The sequence below is a fragment of the Pseudomonas umsongensis genome (assembly GCF_012647205.1).
GTDB classification, from domain to species: domain Bacteria; phylum Pseudomonadota; class Gammaproteobacteria; order Pseudomonadales; family Pseudomonadaceae; genus Aquipseudomonas; species Aquipseudomonas umsongensis.
In genome coordinates, this window is sequence record NZ_CP051487.1 from 1,338,374 (window position 1) to 1,357,713 (window position 19,340).

At 59.7% G+C, this 19,340-nt stretch carries 15 protein-coding genes; all 15 read left to right on the forward strand.

Annotation, left to right across the window (positions count from 1 at the left end; all coding sequences use genetic code 11):
• Positions 1–3: 3 nt before the first annotated feature.
• The 15 genes from uppS (at position 4) to HGP31_RS06020 (ending at position 19,335) form a co-directional block, all read left to right on the forward strand.
• Positions 4–759 (forward strand): polyprenyl diphosphate synthase, encoded by a 756-nt coding sequence (uppS, locus tag HGP31_RS05950; protein ID WP_020799865.1) that lies wholly within the window; start codon positions 4–6, stop codon positions 757–759.
• Complete coding sequence (locus HGP31_RS05955) at positions 759–1,565, forward strand: phosphatidate cytidylyltransferase (RefSeq protein WP_020799864.1); 807 nt, start codon at positions 759–761, stop codon at positions 1,563–1,565. Before uppS ends, HGP31_RS05955 begins: the two co-directional genes overlap by 1 nt.
• Positions 1,562–2,752, forward strand: a complete 1,191-nt coding sequence (ispC, locus tag HGP31_RS05960; RefSeq protein WP_020799863.1) for a 1-deoxy-D-xylulose-5-phosphate reductoisomerase — start codon at positions 1,562–1,564, stop codon at positions 2,750–2,752. Before HGP31_RS05955 ends, ispC begins: the two co-directional genes overlap by 4 nt.
• Positions 2,753–2,787: 35 nt before the next feature.
• A complete protein-coding gene (gene rseP / locus HGP31_RS05965; protein WP_033041570.1) occupies positions 2,788–4,140 on the forward strand; it encodes an RIP metalloprotease RseP in 1,353 nt (450 codons plus the stop codon).
• Between the two features lie 72 nt (positions 4,141–4,212).
• A complete protein-coding gene (gene bamA / locus HGP31_RS05970) occupies positions 4,213–6,588 on the forward strand; it encodes an outer membrane protein assembly factor BamA (RefSeq protein WP_020799861.1) in 2,376 nt (791 codons plus the stop codon).
• A 45-nt stretch (positions 6,589–6,633) separates the two neighbouring features.
• The gene (locus tag HGP31_RS05975; RefSeq protein WP_008057318.1) at positions 6,634–7,137 is read left to right on the forward strand and encodes an OmpH/Skp family outer membrane protein; all 504 of its coding nucleotides are present in this window, start codon (positions 6,634–6,636) and stop codon (positions 7,135–7,137) included.
• 3 nt (positions 7,138–7,140) lie between these two features.
• Positions 7,141–8,196: a UDP-3-O-(3-hydroxymyristoyl)glucosamine N-acyltransferase gene (gene lpxD, locus HGP31_RS05980; RefSeq protein WP_020799860.1), complete on the forward strand. Its 1,056-nt coding sequence runs from the start codon at positions 7,141–7,143 to the stop codon at positions 8,194–8,196.
• A 108-nt stretch (positions 8,197–8,304) separates the two neighbouring features.
• Positions 8,305–8,745: a 3-hydroxyacyl-ACP dehydratase FabZ gene (gene fabZ / locus HGP31_RS05985; protein ID WP_007940511.1), complete on the forward strand. Its 441-nt coding sequence runs from the start codon at positions 8,305–8,307 to the stop codon at positions 8,743–8,745.
• Positions 8,742–9,518, forward strand: a complete 777-nt coding sequence (lpxA, locus tag HGP31_RS05990) for an acyl-ACP--UDP-N-acetylglucosamine O-acyltransferase (protein ID WP_020799859.1) — start codon at positions 8,742–8,744, stop codon at positions 9,516–9,518. The genes fabZ and lpxA overlap by 4 nt, the downstream gene beginning before the upstream one ends.
• A 2-nt stretch (positions 9,519–9,520) precedes the next feature.
• Positions 9,521–10,651 (forward strand): lipid-A-disaccharide synthase, encoded by a 1,131-nt coding sequence (gene lpxB, locus HGP31_RS05995; protein WP_020799858.1) that lies wholly within the window; start codon positions 9,521–9,523, stop codon positions 10,649–10,651.
• 11 nt (positions 10,652–10,662) lie between these two features.
• A complete protein-coding gene (gene rnhB / locus HGP31_RS06000) occupies positions 10,663–11,289 on the forward strand; it encodes a ribonuclease HII (protein ID WP_033041566.1) in 627 nt (208 codons plus the stop codon).
• A 77-nt stretch (positions 11,290–11,366) separates the two neighbouring features.
• Positions 11,367–14,888 (forward strand): DNA polymerase III subunit alpha, encoded by a 3,522-nt coding sequence (gene dnaE / locus HGP31_RS06005; RefSeq protein ID WP_020799856.1) that lies wholly within the window; start codon positions 11,367–11,369, stop codon positions 14,886–14,888.
• A 140-nt stretch (positions 14,889–15,028) separates the two neighbouring features.
• Positions 15,029–15,976, forward strand: coding sequence for an acetyl-CoA carboxylase carboxyltransferase subunit alpha (locus HGP31_RS06010; protein WP_008057327.1), 948 nt, complete (start codon positions 15,029–15,031; stop codon positions 15,974–15,976).
• Between the two features lie 124 nt (positions 15,977–16,100).
• Complete coding sequence (gene tilS, locus HGP31_RS06015) at positions 16,101–17,429, forward strand: tRNA lysidine(34) synthetase TilS (RefSeq protein ID WP_168757320.1); 1,329 nt, start codon at positions 16,101–16,103, stop codon at positions 17,427–17,429.
• A 274-nt stretch (positions 17,430–17,703) separates the two neighbouring features.
• Positions 17,704–19,335, forward strand: a complete 1,632-nt coding sequence (locus HGP31_RS06020; RefSeq protein ID WP_020795983.1) for a CTP synthase — start codon at positions 17,704–17,706, stop codon at positions 19,333–19,335.
• The last annotated feature ends 5 nt before the right edge of the window (positions 19,336–19,340 follow it).

A 19,340-nucleotide genomic window follows, 5' to 3' on the forward strand; every position in this document is an offset into this window, starting at 1 on the left:
TTCATGGAAAAGACCAAGCAGGTTGCACCGTCCACGGTGCCGCGCCATGTCGCGATCATCATGGATGGTAATAATCGCTGGGCGAAAAAACGCTTTATGCCGGGTGTTGCCGGGCATAAAGCGGGTGTGGATGCGGTGCGCGCGGTCATCGAGGTGTGCGCCGAGGCGGGGGTCGAGGTGTTGACCTTGTTCGCCTTCTCCAGTGAGAACTGGCAGCGTCCCGCCGATGAAGTCAGTGCCTTGATGGATCTGTTCTTCAAGGCATTGCGTCGAGAGGCCAAGCGCCTCAACGACAACAACATCAGCTTGCGCATTATTGGCGACCGTTCACGCTTCCATCCGGAACTCCAGGCTGCCATGCGTGAAGCCGAAGCCATGACGGCCGGCGCCAATCGCTTCGTCCTGCAGATCGCCGCCAATTACGGCGGTCAGTGGGATATCGCGCAAGCCGCGCAGCGCCTGGCGCGTGAAGTCCAGGCCGGGCACCTGCGGCCGGAAGACATCACGCCGCAGCTGCTGCAAACCTGTCTGGCCACAGGCGACCTGCCATTGCCGGACTTGTGCATCCGTACCGGTGGCGAACATCGCATCAGTAACTTCCTGCTGTGGCAACTGGCCTACGCCGAGTTGTACTTCTCCGACCTGTTCTGGCCGGACTTCAAACACGACGCCATGCGCAATGCGCTGGCCGATTTCGCATCTCGCCAGCGCCGCTTCGGTAAAACGAGCGAGCAGGTCGAGGCTGGAGCCCGGGTTTAATGCTTAAACAACGTATCATCACCGCGCTGATCCTGCTGCCGATTGCCCTGTGTGGGTTTTTTCTGCTGGAAGGTTCCGCTTTTGCGCTGTTCATCGGCCTGGTCGTGACCCTGGGTGCCTGGGAATGGGCGCGCCTGGCCGGTTTCACTGCTCAAGCGTTTCGTGCCGGCTATGCCGCCGCCGTCGCATTGATGCTGTTCGTCATGTACATCCTGCCTGGCCTCGCGCCATGGGTGTTGGGTGCTTCGGTGCTCTGGTGGGCGGTGGCGACCTATCTGGTGCTGACCTACCCGCGCTCCAGCGAGCATTGGGCGAGCGCTGCCTGCAAGCTGGTGATCGGCCTGTTGATCCTGTTGCCGGCCTGGCAAGGCCTGGTGCACATCAAGCAGTACCCGTTGGGCAACTGGCTGATCATGGCGGTGATGGTGCTGGTCTGGGGTGCCGATATCGGTGCTTACTTCTCGGGACGTGCTTTCGGCAAGCGCAAGCTGGCGCCGCAGGTCAGCCCGGGTAAAAGCTGGGAAGGTGTATACGGTGGCCTGGCCCTGAGCCTGGTGATCACCACCCTGGTTGCCCTGGTGCGTGACTGGACAGTGGCGCAATTGTTCAAGGGCTTGATCGGCGCTGCGCTGATCGTGTTCGTCTCGGTGGTGGGTGATCTCACCGAAAGCATGTTCAAGCGCCAGTCCGGGATCAAGGACAGCAGTAATCTGTTGCCGGGGCACGGCGGCGTGCTGGACCGCATCGACAGCCTGACCGCGGCGATCCCGGTGTTCGCAGTGCTGTTGTGGATGGCTGCGCCGTGAGCCGTCCTCAACAGATTACCGTCCTGGGGGCCACGGGCTCGATCGGTTTGAGCACCCTGGATGTCATCGCCCGCCACCCTGGGCGCTATCAAGTCTTCGCCTTGAGCGGTTTCAGCCGCCTGAGCGAACTGCTGGCGCTGTGCGTGCGTCACGCCCCACAGTTTGCCGTAGTGCCTGAAACCGCAGCTGCCCGCCGTTTGCAGGATGATCTGCGCGCCGCGGGCCTGTCGACTCGGGTTCTGGTGGGGGAGGAGGGGTTGTGTCAGGTTGCTGCCGCCCCTGAAGTCGATGCGGTCATGGCGGCCATCGTCGGCGCGGCGGGCTTGCGCCCGACCCTGGCGGCCGTTGAGGCTGGCAAGAAGATCCTCCTGGCCAACAAGGAAGCGCTGGTCATGTCCGGCGCGTTGTTCATGCAGGCCGTACGCAAGAGTGGATCGGTATTGCTGCCGATCGACAGTGAGCACAACGCGATTTTCCAGTGCATGCCCCGGGATTCAGCCCGAGGCCTGGACGCGGTCGGCGTGCGTCGCATTCTCCTGACCGCTTCTGGCGGTCCGTTCCGGCAGACGCCCATGGCCGAGCTGGCGCATGTTTCGCCGGAGCAGGCCTGTGCCCACCCTAATTGGTCCATGGGGCGCAAGATCTCGGTCGATTCGGCCAGCATGATGAATAAAGGGCTTGAATTGATCGAGGCCTGCTGGCTGTTCGATGCCAAGCCGTCCCAGGTTGAAGTGGTGATTCACCCCCAAAGTGTGATTCATTCGCTGGTCGACTACATCGATGGCTCGGTACTGGCCCAGTTGGGTAATCCGGACATGCGAACCCCGATCGCCAATGCGCTGGCATGGCCTGAGCGAATTGACTCAGGCGTGCCGCCGCTGGACCTGTTTGCCGTCGCGCGCCTGGACTTCCAGGCGCCTGATGAAGATCGATTCCCGTGCCTGCGCCTGGCTCGGCAGGCAGCCGAGGCGGGCAACAGCGCTCCGGCGATGTTGAATGCGGCAAATGAAGTCGCCGTCGCGGCCTTTCTCGACGGACGGGTTCGTTACCTGGAAATCGCGAGTATCATCGAGGAAGTACTCAATCTCGAGCCGGTGGTTGTAGTGAATGATCTTGATGCGGTGTTCACGGCGGACGCCAAGGCGCGTGTGCTGGCCGAACAATGGTTGAGTCGTCACGGGCGGTAAGATTGCAGGCCTGGATAGGAATGCGGAGAAAATAAATGAGCGCGCTCTATATGATTGTCGGCACCCTGGTAGCTTTGGGCGTGCTGGTCACCTTCCACGAGTTCGGCCATTTCTGGGTCGCGCGACGCTGTGGGGTCAAGGTGCTGCGTTTCTCCGTAGGCTTCGGCATGCCGCTGCTGCGCTGGCACGACAAGCAGGGCACTGAATTCGTGGTGGCTGCCATTCCACTGGGCGGCTACGTGAAAATGCTCGACGAGCGTGAAGGTGAAGTGCCGGCCGATCAGCTCGATCAATCCTTCAACCGTAAATCGGTGCGCCAGCGCATTGCGATCGTGGCGGCAGGGCCGATTGCCAACTTTTTGTTGGCGATGGTGTTTTTCTGGGCGTTGGCGATGCTCGGTACCGAGCAGGTTCGCCCGGTCATCGGTGCTGTCGAATCCGGCAGCCTTGCTGCCAAGGCGGGCCTGGGCGCCGGCCAGGAAATCATTGCCATCGACGGCGAGCCGACTTCAGGTTGGGCTGCAGTCAATCTGCAATTGGTCCGTCGCCTGGGTGAAAGCGGCTCCCTGCAACTGCTGGTTCGTGAGCAGGGATCCACCGTGGATTCGCCTCGTGAGCTGGTGTTGGACAAGTGGCTCAAGGGTGCTGATGAGCCGGACCCGATTCGTTCACTGGGTATTCGTCCATGGCGCCCGGCATTGCCGCCGGTATTGGCTGAGCTGGATTCCAAAGGCCCGGCCAAGGCTGCTGGCCTGAAGACCGGCGACCGACTGTTGGCAGTAGATGGCAAGGCGGTAGATGACTGGCAACAGGTCGTCGATACGGTCCGTATGCATCCTGATACCAAAATCATGCTGCGGGTTGAGCGTGACGGTGCTCAAATCGACATCCCCGTGATGTTGGCTGCCCGTGGCGAAAGCAAGGCGCCCACCGGTTACCTTGGGGCGGGGGTGAAAGCGGTCGATTGGCCACCAGAGATGATTCGCGAAGTCAGTTACGGGCCGTTGGCAGCCGTGGGGGAGGGGGCTCGACGCACTTGGACGATGAGCCTGCTGACCCTCGATTCGCTGAAGAAAATGTTGTTCGGCGAGCTCTCGGTAAAAAACTTGAGTGGACCGATAACCATTGCTAAAGTGGCGGGCGCTTCGGCCCAGTCGGGCGTCGCTGATTTCCTGAATTTCCTTGCTTATCTGAGTATTAGCCTGGGGGTTCTGAATCTGCTGCCCATTCCTGTGCTGGATGGGGGGCATTTGTTGTTTTATCTGATTGAGTGGGCGCGTGGTCGTCCCTTGTCGGATCGGGTGCAAGGTTGGGGGATACAGATTGGCATCAGTTTGGTAATCGGAGTGATGTTGCTCGCTCTGGTTAATGATCTGGGTCGTCTGTAACGTCGCTGAATTGCGAATCTGCCGCATTTTGCGGCAGTTTGTTTATTGCCAGTTGGAATAAGAAAGGACTTCATGAAACGTCTGCTGCTAACTGCGGTTCTCACCGTATTGATGATCGCCGAAGTTCACGCCGAGTCCTTCACTATCTCTGATATTCGCGTCAATGGCCTCCAGCGGGTCTCCGCGGGTAGCGTCTTTGGTGCTTTGCCGTTGAACGTCGGTGAACAGGCGGATGATCGACGCCTGGTGGAATCCACTCGTGCGCTGTTCAAAACCGGGTTCTTTCAAGATATCCAGCTGGGCCGCGATGGCAACGTCCTGGTCATCACGGTAGTCGAACGTCCGTCGGTTGCCAGTATCGAGATCGAGGGCAACAAGGCGATCTCCACCGAAGACCTGATGAAAGGCCTCAAGCAATCCGGTCTGGCCGAAGGCGAGATCTTCCAGCGCGCCACCCTCGAAGGCGTACGTAACGAGCTGCAGCGCCAGTACGTCGCCCAGGGTCGCTACTCCGCTACCGTCGACACCGAAGTGGTGCCGCAGCCGCGCAACCGCGTTGGTTTGAAGGTCAACATCAACGAAGGCACCGTTGCAGCTATCCAGCACATCAACGTGGTAGGCAACACGGTCTTCCCTGATGAAGACCTGATCGACCTGTTCGAACTCAAGACCACCAACTGGCTGTCGTTCTTCAAGAACGATGACAAGTACGCCCGTGAAAAACTCTCCGGTGACCTGGAGCGCCTGCGTTCCTACTACCTGGACCGTGGCTACATCAACATGGATATCGCTTCGACCCAGGTGTCCATTACCCCGGACAAGAAGCACGTCTACATCACCGTCAACATCAACGAAGGTGACAAGTACACCGTTCGTGACGTGAAACTCAGCGGTGACCTGAAAGTCCCTGAAGACCAGGTCAAGTCCCTGTTGCTGGTGCAGAAAGGCCAGGTGTTCTCGCGCAAGCTGATGACCACCACGTCCGAGCTGATCACCCGTCGCCTGGGTAACGAGGGCTACACCTTCGCCAACGTCAACGGGGTTCCTCAGCCCCACGATGACGACCACACCGTAGACATCACCTTCGCTGTCGATCCAGGCAAGCGTGCCTACGTGAACCGCATCAACTTCCGTGGCAACACCAAGTCGGAAGACGAAGTACTGCGCCGTGAAATGCGCCAGATGGAAGGTGGCTGGGCGTCGACTTACCTGATCGACCAATCCAAGACTCGTCTGGAGCGCTTGGGCTTCTTCAAGGAAGTCAACGTTGAAACCCCGGCCGTACCGGGTGTCGATGACCAGGTAGACGTCAACTACAGCGTTGAAGAGCAGGCATCCGGTTCGATCACCGCCAGCGTCGGTTTCGCCCAGAGCGCGGGCCTGATCCTCGGTGGTTCGATCACCCAGAACAACTTCCTGGGTACCGGTAACAAGGTCAGCATCGGCCTGACCCGCAGTGAATACCAGAGTCGCTACAACTTCGGTTATGTCGACCCCTACTGGACTGCCGACGGCGTGAGCCTGGGTTACAACGCCTTCTATCGTACAACTGACTACGACGACCTCGACGTCGACGTTGCCAGCTATGCCGTGGACAGCCTGGGTGCGGGCGTGAGCGTCGGCTACCCGATCAGCGAGACTTCGCGCCTGACCTTCGGCCTGACGGCCCAGCAGGACGAGATCAAGACCGGTGTCTATACCGTTGACGAGATTTTCGACTTCGTTAACAAGGAAGGCGACAAGTACCTGAACTTCAAGGCTTCGGCCGGTTGGTCCGAGTCCACCTTGAACAAGGGTGTACTGGCGACGCGTGGCCATTCCCAGAGCCTCGTGCTGGAAACCACTACGCCGGGCAGCGACCTGTCGTTCTTCAAGCTCGATTACCGTGGCCAACTGTTCCAGCCTTTGAGTGACAACTACACCATGCGCCTGCACACCGAGTTGGGTTATGGCGATGGCTACGGTTCGACCGATGGCTTGCCATTCTATGAAAACTACTATGCTGGTGGTTTCAACTCGGTTCGTGGCTTCAAGGACAGCACCTTGGGTCCTCGCAGTACGCCAAGTACCGGCAAGAACCCTGGCACTGCGTTCGACCCGGACCAGGATCCGCTGCCGTTCGGTGGTAACGTGTTGATCCAGGGTGGTGTGGAAGTTCTGTTCCCGCTGCCGTTCGTCAAGGACCAGCGTTCCCTGCGTACTTCGGTATTCTGGGATGTGGGTAACGTATTCGATTCGTCGTGCTCTGATACCACCAACGCTGATGGCACGAAGTCCAACACCAAGTGCAACGACATCAGTCTGAGCAATATGGCCAGTTCCGTCGGTGTGGGTGTGACCTGGGTCACCGCACTGGGTCCTCTGAGCTTTGCGCTGGCCATGCCAGTCAAGAAACCGGATGACGCTGAAACTCAAGTGTTCCAATTCTCCCTCGGCCAGACGTTCTAAGCGTCTGCCCCAAGATAACGACAATGGATTTTGTAGGAGTGCATCGTGCGTAAGTTGACTCAATTGGTTCTCCTGGCTTCCGTACTGGTTGCAGGCCCGGCATTTGCCGACATGAAAATCGCTGTTCTGAACTATCAGATGGCTCTGCTGGAGTCGGATGCGGCCAAGAAATACGCCGTGGATGCCGAGAAGAAATTCGGCCCTCAGCTGAGCAAGCTCAAGACGCTGGAAAGCAGCGCCAAGGGCATCCAGGATCGCCTGATGGCCGGTGGCGACAAAATGCAGCAAGGCGAGCGTGAGCGTCTGGAGCTTGAGTTCAAGCAAAAGGCGCGTGACTTCCAGTTCCAGTCCAAGGAACTGAACGAAGCCAAAGCCGTTGCCGACCGTGAAATGCTGAAGCAGCTCAAGCCGAAACTGGACAGCGCTGTGGAAGAAGTCATCAAGAAAGGTGCTTTTGACCTGGTCTTCGAGCGTGGTGCAGTGATTGATGTCAAGCCTCAGTACGACATCACGCGCCAGGTCATCGAGCGCATGAATCAGCTGAAGTAATCCATGACCGTGACCATTAAGCTCGGCCAGCTGGCCGAGTTCCTCGGCGCCACGCTACGTGGCGACCCGGAGAAAGCAATTACTGGGCTAGCCACCTTGCAGGAGGCTGGCCCAACTCAGTTGAGCTTTCTCGCAAACCCCCAATACCGCAAATACCTGGCAGGCAGTCAGGCGGCAGCGTTGTTGCTCAAGACCGCTGATGCCGAAGGTTTTGCCGGCGATGTATTGGTGGTGCCTGACCCTTACGCAGCGTACGCGCGTATTTCCCACCTGTTCGACCCAAAGCCCAAGGCGGCGGCCGGAATTCATCCGACGGCGGTGATTGCGGCGGATGCGGTGGTCGATCCGACGGCGAGTATCGGTGCATTTGCGGTCATCGAAAGCGGGGCGCATATTGCTGCCGGTACGAGCGTGGGGGCGCACTGCTTCATCGGTGCCCGTAGCGTTATTGGCGAGGGAGGCTGGCTTGCCCCGCGCGTCACGCTGTATCACGACGTGCGCGTCGGCAAGCGGGTGGTGATTCAGTCAGGTGCAGTGCTTGGTGGTGAAGGCTTTGGCTTTGCCAACGAGAAAGGCATTTGGCAAAAAATCGCCCAGATTGGTGGTGTGCTGGTCGGCGACGACGTGGAAATTGGCGTTAACACCGCCATTGACCGCGGTGCGCTGGCTGATACCGTCATTGGCAACGGCGTGAAGCTCGACAACCAGATTCAGATCGCCCACAACGTCCAGGTAGGTGATCACACCGCCATGGCGGCGTGCGTGGGTATTTCCGGCAGCACCAAGATCGGCAAGCACTGCATGCTCGCCGGTGGCGTAGGGCTGGTGGGGCATATCGATATTTGCGACAACGTTTTCATCACCGGGATGACCATGGTGACCCACTCGATCACCGAGCCGGGTGCCTATTCCTCCGGTACGGCGATGCAGCCAGCCGCCGAATGGCGCAAAAGCGCGGCACGTATTCGTCAGCTCGATGACATCGCGCGACGTCTGCGACAGCTGGAAAAGCAAACAGGGGAAGTGACCCCTGGCGGTAATGCTTCATCAGATGGCTGATACCATTTCCATATCAAGTGTGCACAGCCGCTAGACTGCGTCCTTGATTTGCTAGCGGAGTGTGCGTCAGTCGCGCGCTCCCAATCTTTACATAGGCTTCCCCCCGAAATGATGGACATCAACGAGATTCGCGAATACCTGCCTCACCGTTACCCGTTCCTGCTGGTGGACCGGGTCGTGGATCTGGATGTGGAAGGCAAGCGCATTCGCGCCTACAAGAATGTCAGCATCAACGAACCGTTCTTCAATGGTCACTTCCCCGCGCATCCAATCATGCCGGGCGTTCTGATCATCGAAGCGATGGCTCAGGCTGCCGGGATCCTTGGTTTCAAAATGCTCGACGTGAAACCGGCCGATGGCACCCTTTACTACTTCGTCGGCTCCGACAAGCTGCGCTTCCGCCAGCCTGTATTGCCGGGCGATCAGCTGATCCTCGAGGCCAAGTTCATCAGCTGCAAGCGTCAGATCTGGAAGTTCGAGTGCCAGGCTTCGGTCGATGGCAAGCCGGTCTGCTCCGCTGAAATCATCTGTGCGGAACGCAAACTATGAGTTTGATCGACCCTCGCGCAATCATCGATCCGACAGCCGTCCTGGCTGACGGTGTCGAGGTCGGCCCGTGGTCGATCGTCGGCGCAGGTGTGGAAATCGGCGAGGGAACGGTCATCGGGCCACACGTTATTCTCAAAGGCCCGACCCGAATCGGTAAGCACAACCGTATCTACCAGTTTTCCTCGGTAGGTGAGGACACGCCCGACCTGAAATACAAAGGCGAGGAAACCCGCCTGGTGATCGGTGACCACAACGTCATCCGCGAAGGCGTGACGATTCACCGTGGAACCATCCAGGATCGTTCAGAAACGACTCTGGGCGATCACAACCTGATCATGGCCTATGCGCACATCGGTCACGACAGCGTTATCGGCAACCACTGCATCCTGGTCAACAACACGGCGCTGGCCGGCCACGTACACGTGGATGACTGGGCGATCCTGTCCGGTTTCACCCTGGTTCACCAGTACTGCCACATCGGCGCCCACAGCTTTTCCGGCATGGGGACCGCCATTGGCAAGGACGTCCCGGCCTATGTCACGGTGTTCGGCAACCCGGCTGAAGCCCGTAGCATGAACTTTGAAGGCATGCGCCGTCGCGGTTTCAGCGAGGACGCGATCCACGCCCTGCGTCGTGCCTACAAGGTGGTCTATCGCCAGGGGCTGACGGTTGAGCAAGCGCTCGCCGAACTGGCCGAGTCCTCTGCCCAGTTCCCGGAAGTGGCAGTGTTCCGCGACTCCATACAGTCCTCGACCCGCGGCATCACCCGCTAATCATGGCCAATCTGCGTATTGCGCTGGTGGCGGGCGAGGCTTCCGGCGACATTTTGGGTGCGGGTCTGATGCGTGCGCTCAAGGCGCGCCATCCGGTGGTCGAATTCATCGGTGTCGGCGGCCCATTGATGCAGGCAGAAGGCCTGGTGTCCTATTTTCCCATGGAACGCCTGTCGGTCATGGGCCTTGTCGAAGTGCTGGGTCGGTTGCGTGAATTACTCAAACGCCGAAAAAAGCTGGTAGCCGACCTGATCGCCGCGAAGCCGGATGTCTTCATCGGTATCGACGCCCCGGACTTCAACCTCAATATCGAACTAAAGCTGCGTCAGGCCGGGATCAAGACTGTGCATTACGTCAGCCCGTCCGTCTGGGCGTGGCGCCAGAAGCGCGTGCTGAAGATTCGCGAAGGTTGCGACCTGATGCTCACGCTGTTCCCGTTCGAAGCGAAATTCTACGAAGAGAAAGGCGTGCCCGTGCGGTTTGTCGGGCATACCTTGGCCGATGCCATTCCGCTGGAAGCCGACCGCGCTGCTGCGCGGGCCGAACTGGGATTGCCTGACGGGCCGTTGGTTGCGTTGATGCCCGGTAGTCGTGGCGGCGAAGTCGGCCGTCTCGGCGCCTTGTTTCTCGATACGGCCCAACGCCTGCGGGCCCTGCGCCCCGGAGTGCGGTTTGTCGTGCCTTGCGCGAATCCGCAACGCCGGGCACAGCTTGAAGAGCTGTTGGCCGGTCGCGATTTGCCGCTGACCTTGCTCGACGGCAAGTCCCATCTGGCGCTGGCGGCGTGCAACGCTGTGCTGATTGCCTCCGGTACAGCAACCCTTGAAGCGTTGTTGTACAAGCGACCGATGGTCGTAGCCTATCGCCTGGCACCGCTGACGTTCTGGATTCTAAAGCGCATGGTGAAAAGCCCCTACGTGTCCTTGCCGAACCTGCTGGCCCAACGCCTGTTGGTGCCTGAGTTGTTGCAGGACGATGCGACAGTTGAAGCGCTGGCCCAAACCTTGTCGCCACTGATCGAAGGTGGTGAAGAGCAAACCCGCGGTTTTGATGAAATTCACCGGACCCTTCGTCTGGATGCCTCCAACCAGGCTGCGGATGCAGTGCTGAACCTGATCGACCCGGTAAAATGAGTAAAGAAAGTATGCAGATGGGGCTGGATTTCACCTTGGTCGCGGAGGTTGAAGAATTGGTAGCCGGAGTCGATGAAGTCGGTCGCGGGCCGCTCTGTGGCGCGGTGGTGACGGCGGCGGTGATCCTTGATCCGAATCGTCCGATCCTCGGTCTCAACGACTCGAAGAAACTCACCGAAGCCCGCCGCGAAAAGCTCTTCGACGAAATCTGCGAAAAAGCCCTGAGCTGGTGCATTGCCCGCGCCGAAGTCGAAGAGATCGACGAGCTGAACATCCTTCACGCCACCATGCTGGCCATGCAGCGCGCGGTTGCCGGGCTGCACATCCAGCCGAAACTGGCGATGATCGACGGCAACCGTTGCCCGAAATTACCGATGCGCGCCGAAGCCGTGGTGCAGGGCGATGGCAAGGTACCGGCCATCGCCGCGGCATCGATTCTGGCCAAGGTCAGTCGTGACCGTGAAATGGCGGCTTTCGAGTTGATCTACCCCGGTTACGGCATCGGCGGACACAAAGGCTACCCGACGCCCGTTCATCTGGAAGCGCTGGCTCGTCTGGGCCCGACGCCGATTCACCGACGCTCCTTTGCCCCGGTGCGGCTGGCTTATGAGGCTCGGGAGAGTCTCATCGAGAGTTAGTTGTAAGGCTGATTTTTTTTACCAAGGCCCGGTACAATCCGGGCCTTGTTGTTTTCATGACTTAACGCAGGATCACTATGCCGGCTTCATTCGTTCACCTACGCCTGCACACTGAATACTCCCTGGTCGACGGTCTGGTGCGGATCAAACCGCTGGTCAAGACCCTGGTCGGCATGAACATGCCTGCCGTAGCGGTCACTGACCAGAACAACATGTGTTCCCTGGTCAAATTCTATAAAAACGCCATGGGTGCCGGGATCAAGCCGATCTGCGGCGCTGACCTGTGGCTGTCGAACAAGGACCCGGATAACCCCCTGAGCCGGATCAGCCTGCTGGTGATGAACGCCGCGGGTTATCGCAACCTCACCGAATTGATTTCTCGCGGGTTCATCGAGGGTCAGCGCAATGGCTCGATCATCATTGAGCGCGAATGGGTGGCCGAGGCCAGCGATGGCCTGATCATGCTGTCTGCGGCCAAAGAGGGCGAGATCGGCCAGGCCATGCTCAGTGGTAACCCGCAAGAAGCGGAAAACCTGGCGCGTGAATGGATGGCCGTGTTTCCGGATCGCTTCTATCTGGAAATCCAGCGCACCAACCGCCCCAACGATGAAGAACAACTGCATGGCGCCGTGGCGTTGGCCGAGAAAATCGGCGCACCGCTGGTCGCGACCAACGACGTGCGTTTCCTCAAACAGGAAGATTTCGCCGCCCACGAAACCCGCGTGTGCATCGGCGAGGGCCGTGCCCTCGACGACCCGCGACGATCGAAGAACTACAGCGATCAGCAGTATCTCAAAAGCGCCGAGGAAATGGCCGAGCTGTTCAGCGACATTCCCGAGGCGCTGGAAAACACCGTCGAGATCGCCAAGCGCTGCAACATCGAGGTCAAGCTGGGCACGCACTTCCTGCCCAATTTCCCAATCCCCGATGGCATGACCATCGATGAGTATTTCCGCAAAGTTTCGTTCGATGGCCTGGAAGAGCGGCTCTCCGTCCTGCTGCCCAAGGACACCACCGAAGACTATGAGGCCAAGCGTCAGGTCTACGTCGACCGGTTGAATTTCGAGCTGGATATCATCATCCAGATGGGCTTCCCCGGTTACTTCCTGATCGTGATGGACTTTATCCAGTGGGCCAAGAACAACGGCGTGCCGGTAGGCCCCGGCCGGGGGTCGGGTGCCGGCTCGCTGGTGGCCTACGTGCAGAAGATCACCGACCTCGACCCGCTGGAATATGACCTGCTGTTCGAACGTTTCCTTAACCCGGAACGGGTCTCCATGCCCGACTTCGACGTCGACTTCTGCATGGACGGTCGCGACCGGGTGATCGACTACGTGGCTGAAAAATACGGCCGTAACGCCGTAAGCCAGATCATCACCTTCGGTTCCATGGCGGCGAAAGCGGTGGTCCGTGACGTGGCGCGGGTGCAGGGCAAGTCCTACGGCCTGGCGGATCGCCTGTCGAAGATGATCCCGTTCGAAGTTGGCATGACCCTGGAAAAGGCCTACGAACAGGAAGAGATCCTGCGTGACTTCATCAAGGTCGATGAAGAAGCCGCAGAAATCTGGGAGATGGCCCGCAAACTTGAAGGCGTTGTGCGAAACGTCGGCAAGCACGCCGGTGGCGTGGTGATCGCGCCGACCAAACTGACGGACTTCTCGCCGATCTATTGCGACGAAGCCGGCGATGGCCTGGTAACCCAGTTCGACAAGGACGACGTGGAGGCGGCCGGCCTGGTGAAGTTCGACTTCCTCGGCCTACGAACCCTGACGATCATCGACTGGGCGCTGAAGACCATCAACCGCGACCGCGCCAAGGTCAACGAACCGCCGCTGGACATTGCGTTCATCCCGCTGGACGACAAACCGACCTATCAGCTGCTGCAAAAAGCTGAAACCACCGCGGTGTTCCAGCTTGAATCGCGCGGCATGAAAGAGCTGATCAAAAAGCTCAAGCCCGACTGCCTCGAAGACCTTATCGCATTGGTGGCCCTGTTCCGTCCGGGCCCGCTGCAATCGGGCATGGTGGACGACTTCATCAACCGTAAGCACGGTCGCGCCGAGCTGGCGTACCCGCACTCCGACTATCAGTACGAAGGCCTCAAGCCCGTATTGGCCCCGACCTACGGCATCATCCTGTATCAGGAACAGGTGATGCAGATCGCCCAGGTCATGGCCGGCTACACCCTCGGCGGTGCGGACATGCTGCGTCGGGCGATGGGTAAGAAAAAGCCCGAGGAAATGGCCAAGCAGCGCGGCGGTTTCATTGAAGGTTGTGCCACCAACAACATCGATGCGGACCTTGCCGGTAACATTTTCGACCTGGTAGAAAAATTCGCCGGTTATGGCTTCAACAAATCCCACTCCGCGGCCTATGGCCTGGTGTCATACCAGACCGCGTGGCTGAAAGCGCACTACCCGGCACCGTTCATGGCCGCAGTGCTCTCGGCGGACATGCACAACACCGACAAGGTCGTGACCTTGATCGAAGAAGTGCGCACGATGAAGCTGCGTCTCGACGCGCCGGACGTGAACACTTCCGAGTTCAAGTTCACGGTAAACGACGAAGGTCGGATCATCTATGGCCTGGGCGCAATCAAGGGGGTGGGCGAGGGCCCGGTAGAGGCGATCACCGAGGCGCGGCTGGACGGTCCCTTCAAGGACCTGTTCGATTTTTGCGCCCGGGTTGACCTCAAGCGCATCAACAAACGGACCCTCGACGGCTTGATCCGCAGCGGTGCGCTGGATCGCCTGGGGCCGTACTTCCATGACGAAGCCAAAGCCTACCAGGCCAATATCGACCGTAACCGCGCGGTCTTGCTGACCGCGATGGAAGAGGCAATCAAGGCCGCCGAGCAAACTGCCCGGACCCACGACAGCGGCCATGCCGACCTGTTTGGCGGGCTGTTCGTGGAAGAAGACGCTGACGTCTACGCCAATCATCGCAAAGCCAAGGAACTGACCCTCAAGGAACGTCTCAAGGGCGAGAAAGACACCCTGGGCCTGTACCTGACCGGTCACCCGATCGACGAATACGAAGGCGAAATCCGCCGTTTCGCCCGCCAGCGCATCATCGACCTCAAGCCGGCGCGCGATACCCAGACCGTTGCCGGCATGATCATCGCCCTGCGGGTGATGAAGAATAAAAAGGGTGACAAGATGGGCTTCATCACCCTCGACGACCGTTCGGGGCGGATCGAAGCATCGCTGTTTGCCGATGCGTTCCATTCCGCGCAATCGCTGTTGCAGACCGATGCGATGGTGGTGGTCGAAGGCGAAGTCAGCAACGACGACTTCTCCGGCGGCCTGCGGTTACGGGTCAAGCGGGTGATGAGCATGGAAGATGCGCGCACCAACCTGGCCGAAAGCCTGCGCCTGAAGCTGCATGCCAAGGATCTCAAGGGCGATCAGCTACGCTGGCTGGGTGAGCTGTTGAAGCGTCACCGCGGTGCGTGCCCGATTACCATGGACTACACCAGTCCCGATGCGAAAGCCTTGCTGCAGTTCGGCGAAGGCTGGCGAATCGACCCGGCGGATGCGTTGATTCAAGCCCTGCGTGACCAGTTCGGGCGAGACAACGTCTTCCTCCAATACCGTTAAGGTCAGGGTGACATTACGCAACCCTGGGCTTGAGCAGAATTTTTAATCTCGACCTTAGCGCGCCTCTCCCTTATGGTAGGGCGCGAATAGACAACCGGCCGGCCCAAGCTCCCTTGGACGCCGACCCAAGACGGACGCCTATGAACCCGAATTTTCTGGATTTCGAACAGCCGATCGCCGACCTGCAAGCCAAGATCGAAGAGTTGCGCTTGGTCGGTAATGACAATTCGCTGAATATCGGCGATGAGATCTCCCGCCTGCAAGACAAGAGCAGCACGTTGACCGAAGACATCTTCGGCAAGCTGACCAGCTGGCAGATCGCGCGTCTGGCGCGTCACCCGAAGCGTCCCTATACCCTGGACTACATCGAACACATCTTCACCGAGTTCGATGAGCTGCACGGCGACCGCCACTTCTCCGACGACGCCGCCATCGTCGGTGGTATTGCCCGTCTGGAGGACCAGCCTGTGATGGTCATCGGCCACCAGAAAGGCCGCGAAGTACGCGAAAAAGTTCGCCGTAACTTCGGCATGCCGCGTCCGGAAGGCTACCGCAAGGCTTGCCGCCTGATGGAAATGGCCGAGCGTTTCAAGATGCCGATCCTGACCTTCATCGACACCCCGGGCGCCTACCCCGGCATCGACGCCGAAGAGCGTAACCAGAGCGAAGCGATTGCCTGGAACCTGCGCGTGATGGCGCGCCTGAAAACCCCAATCATCGCCACCGTGATCGGTGAGGGTGGTTCCGGTGGTGCGCTGGCGATCGGTGTTTGCGATCAGCTGAACATGCTGCAGTACTCGACCTACGCGGTGATCTCGCCGGAAGGTTGCGCATCGATCCTGTGGAAAACCGCCGAGAAAGCCCCGGACGCCGCTGAAGCCATGGGCATCACCGCCGAGCGCCTCAAAGGCCTGGGTATCGTGGATAAAGTGATCGGCGAGCCCCTGGGTGGCGCTCACCGTGACCCGGCGGCTGCGGCTGCATCGATCCGTGCCGAGCTGAGCACGCAACTGGCGATGCTGAAGAAGCTCGACCACAAGGCGCTGTTGGATCGTCGTTACGAGCGTCTGATGAGCTACGGTCTGTAACAGACCTCGCGGTACCCTTGTAGGAGCTGCCGCAGGCTGCGATCTTTTGATTTTAAAAAAGCAAGATCAAAAGATCGCAGCCTGCGGCAGCTCCTACAGGGATCTAGTGAAGTGATCGATCTCTATGAATCCTTCAAATATCGATCTATCTGCCAGGCTCCTGCTGAATCTAAAGCCGTGGCGCAACGCCACAACCTGGCGCATCGCCTTCTCCGGTGGTCTCGATTCCACCGTCCTCCTGCACCTTCTCGCACACCTCGCGAAAACCCAGTCCCTGCCTGCGCTCAGCGCCATCCATGTCCATCACGGCCTTCAGGCTGTGGCCGACGCATGGCCGGATCACTGTCAGTCGGTCTGTGGTGCGTTGGGCGTGCCGCTGCACGTCGTCCGCGTGAAAGTGCAACCCGGCGCCAGCCTCGAGCGAGCCGCCCGCGATGCACGATATGCGGCGTTCAGTGAGGTCACTCAAGCCGATGAAGTGCTGCTGACGGCCCAGCACCGTGACGATCAGGCGGAAACCTTGCTGTTTCGCTTGTTGCGCGGCGCCGGGGTAAGGGGTCTGTCGGGGATGCCGCGCCAGCGTCCTCTGGGAAAAGGGCATCTGTTGCGACCCATGCTCGATGTTACGCGCGCTGAGCTGGAAGCCTATGCATCGGAACACAAGCTGAGCTGGATCGAGGATCCTTCCAATCAAGACCGGCAGTTCTCGCGCAATTACCTGCGTCATCAGGTGTTCCCGGCATTGACTGCGCGGTGGCCACAGGCACTCGTGACCATGGCTCGCAGTGCTGCGCATCTCAGTGAGGCGCAGGGATTGCTCGATGATCTTGCGCAAATCGACTTGAGCCAGGCGAACACGCCAAGTGATTTCGATTGGCTGGGTCTGCCGTCGCTCGACCTCGCTCCCTTGGAAAAACTCTCCGCCGCTCGCCAGCGCAATGCGCTCAGCCATTGGCTCGAACCCCTGACCCGACTGCCGGACAGTGACCATTGGTCGGGTTGGGTCGATTTACGCGATGCCACCGGCGACGCCCGGCCGATCTGGCGCCTCGCCGATGGCCAGCTGCATCGGGCGGGTGGGCGTATCTGGTGGTTATCCGGTGCCTGGTTGCGCGCGGTGCCCGCGCCTGGAGCATGGCTTGAACCCGCGCAGCCGCTGGTGTTGCCCGATAACGGCGTACTCACGCTCAGTGGACAAATCCCCGCAGGCATACTGCAGATCCGCTATCGTGAGGGGGGCGAGGTGATGGCTCTGCCGGGTCGTGGGCATCGCGATCTCAAGCGTTTGCTCAATGAAACCGCGGTGCCGCAGTTCGTGCGCGGCAGATTGCCGCTGCTGTACAAGGGCGAGCAATTGCTGGCGGTGGCGAACCTGCCGGGGTTGGACGGCAAGGCCCAGGGTGACTGGCATTTACATTGGCAACCACCAGGCGAAGATCAAGGTTTGAGCTGAAAGGGGCTTTCCGGTAGACTACGCTCCCTTCTTGATACAACTTCTGTGGATTCGCCTGAATTGCAGGAGTTGCCGATTACCAAGCAGTCTTTGCTGGGCGATTCCAAAAAATGTGTAGCGAGCAACGAACCGGTGTTTCATTTCCCGGTCTGTCCCAACGCGGCGGTTTTTTTGAAAGGTGCACTGTGATTAATGCAGGTGATCGGGGGCTTCGGCCTTCCTTCGCTTTCCCCGGCGGCTCGGACCGCTTTAACGCAGACTTCTAGGGTTTTTCATGACGCGCTACATATTCGTCACGGGCGGTGTTGTTTCTTCATTGGGGAAAGGCATTGCATCGGCATCATTGGCGGCCATCCTGGAGGCGCGGGGACTTAAGGTCACCATGCTGAAGCTGGACCCGTACATCAACGTCGACCCGGGCACCATGAGCCCGTTCCAGCACGGTGAAGTGTTCGTCACCCACGACGGCGCCGAGACCGACCTGGACCTGGGCCACTACGAGCGGTTCATCCGCACGACCATGACCCAGAACAACAACTTCACCACCGGCCGTGTCTACGAACACGTGCTGCGCAAGGAGCGTCGTGGTGACTACCTGGGTGCAACCATCCAGGTGATCCCGCACATCACCGACGAAATCAAGCGCCGCATCATCAAGGGCGCCGGCGATGCCGACGTGGCGATGGTCGAGATCGGTGGCACCGTGGGTGACATCGAGTCGCAACCGTTCCTCGAAGCCATCCGCCAGTTGCGTTTCGAAGTCGGCGCCAAGCGCGCGATGCTGATGCACCTGACGCTGGTGCCGTACATCGCCACTGCTGGCGAAACCAAAACCAAGCCAACCCAGCACTCGGTCAAGGAGCTGCGCTCCATCGGCCTGCAACCAGACGTGCTGGTGTGCCGCTCCGATCACCCGATCGATGTTTCTTCGCGTCGCAAGATCGCGCAGTTCACCAACGTTGAAGAACGTGCGGTGATCGCGCTGGAAGACGCCGACACCATCTACAAGATCCCGGGCATCCTGCACTCCCAGGGCCTGGACGATTTCGTCGTCGAACGTTTCGGCCTGCAATGCGGCGGTGCCGACCTGTCCGAATGGGAAGCCGTGGTCGACGCCAAGCTCAACCCTGAGCACGAAGTCACCATCGCCATGGTCGGCAAGTACATGGAGCTGCTGGATGCGTACAAATCGCTGATCGAAGCGATGAGCCACGCCGGTATCAGCAACCGCACCAAGGTCAACCTGCGCTACATCGATTCCGAAGACATCGAGAACCAGGGCACCGCTCTGCTCGAAGGCGTCGACGCGATCCTGGTGCCTGGCGGCTTCGGCCTGCGTGGCGTGGAAGGCAAGATCACTGCCGTCCAGTACGCTCGCGAAAACAAGGTTCCATACCTGGGCATCTGCCTGGGCATGCAGGTGGCCGTGATCGAGTTCGCTCGTAACGTGTTGGGCTGGAAAGACGCCAACTCCACCGAGTTCGATCGTGCCAGCGGTCACCCGGTCGTGGGCCTGATCACCGAGTGGGAAGATGCCACCGGCGCCGTCGAAACCCGTACCGAAGCCTCGGACCTGGGCGGCACCATGCGCCTCGGCGCGCAGGATTGCCTGCTGGAGCCGGGTTCCCTGGTCCATGACTGCTACGGCAAGGACGTGATCGTCGAGCGTCACCGTCATCGCTACGAAGTGAACAACAACCTGCTGCCGCAGATCATCGAAGCCGGCCTGAAAATCTCCGGCCGTTCCGGCGATGGCGCTCTGGTTGAAGTGGTTGAAGCCCCGGATCATCCATGGTTCGTCGCCTGCCAGTTCCACCCTGAGTTCACCTCGACGCCTCGCGACGGCCACCCGTTGTTCAGCGGTTTCGTTAAAGCAGCTTTGGCTCAACACCAGAAGAAGGCTTGAACCCC